At 65.6% G+C, this 1,031-nt stretch carries 1 protein-coding gene and 1 pseudogene; both read right to left on the bottom strand.

Annotated elements, in window-relative coordinates; translation table 11 throughout:
* Positions 1-158 (bottom strand): annotated as a pseudogene (locus JCM25156_RS31710) (quinone-dependent dihydroorotate dehydrogenase); the annotation flags it as partial.
* A gap of 43 nt (positions 159-201) precedes the next feature.
* Positions 202-1,031, bottom strand: an 830-nt coding sequence (locus JCM25156_RS17930; RefSeq protein WP_025814234.1) for an L-dopachrome tautomerase-related protein, incomplete at its 5' end; no start/stop codon positions are given.

Genomic DNA, 1,031 nt, shown 5'->3' with positions numbered 1-1,031 from the left:
CGCAGCCCCATGGCCCGCACGGACAGGGCCGGATCGTCCGCGCCGGGGCACGATACGCCGCCAAGGCCGAGCAGCAGGGCATCAAGGGCGATACGATGGGCATCCTCTGGGTCCAGACGCCGCATCAGGGGCAGGATCATACGCGACATAATATTCATGGGGGAATTGTTGCCGCAATTCCGTCGCGGGGGAAAGAGGCAACTAGCCGGGCGTCACCTTCATCGCATCGACCGCTGGCGGTGTATCCGTCGGGAAACGGATGAGATAATAGGGCGGAACACGCAGGTCGTGGCCGCCATTGAGCCCGGCCAGGCGGTTCCATTGCCCCAGCGTGCAGTACACCATGTTCCCGTCGACAAAGATTCCATCGGGCGAGAGAACGCGCGGGTCATGCACCATGGTGTCGAACGAGCCATCCGCGTTGCGGCGGAAAATGGCGTCGTGCTCGAAATTGGTGGTGTAGATGCGGCCTTTCGCATCGGTGGCCAGACCGTCCGCCACGCCCTTTTCCCCCAGATCCTGAATATTGCGGGCAAGCTGGGCATCGGTTGTGGAGAAATCGGCCACAAGCGCCGTTGGAATGGCGTAGAGCCGCCTGCTGGTCAGGGGGCTGTAATACAGCGTGCCGCTATCGGGGGAGAGGGTGACGCCATCCACCCCACCCCATACGAAGGCGGGCGGATGCGCGGGGGGATCGAACACCAGCGGCCGCCCCTCCACCACCGCCATGAAGCCACGCTCGGCCTGGATGGAGGGATGGGTGGCCAGCACGCGGCGCTGGCGGCCCGTGGCCACATCCACCACCACAAGGGCGGGTGACAGCCCGAAGGAGGAATCGGTCACGTAAACCGTGCCCTCCGCGCCATGGGTCAGATCCACGCGCAGGTCGTTCATGTGGCTGTCGGGCAGGAGCGTGGGCGGGCGCAGGATGATGCGGGCGAAGACACGATCGGTCGCGGGGTCGATGCCGATGATCTTGGCCGCCCCCGGCGCCAGCGGCTGCCCCGCGAGCTTGCCGTCATCAATCACCC

The organism is Komagataeibacter kakiaceti JCM 25156 (assembly GCF_000613305.1).
The sequence above is the reverse complement of the archived record's forward strand: the minus strand, read 5'-3'. Positions and strand labels throughout refer to the sequence as shown.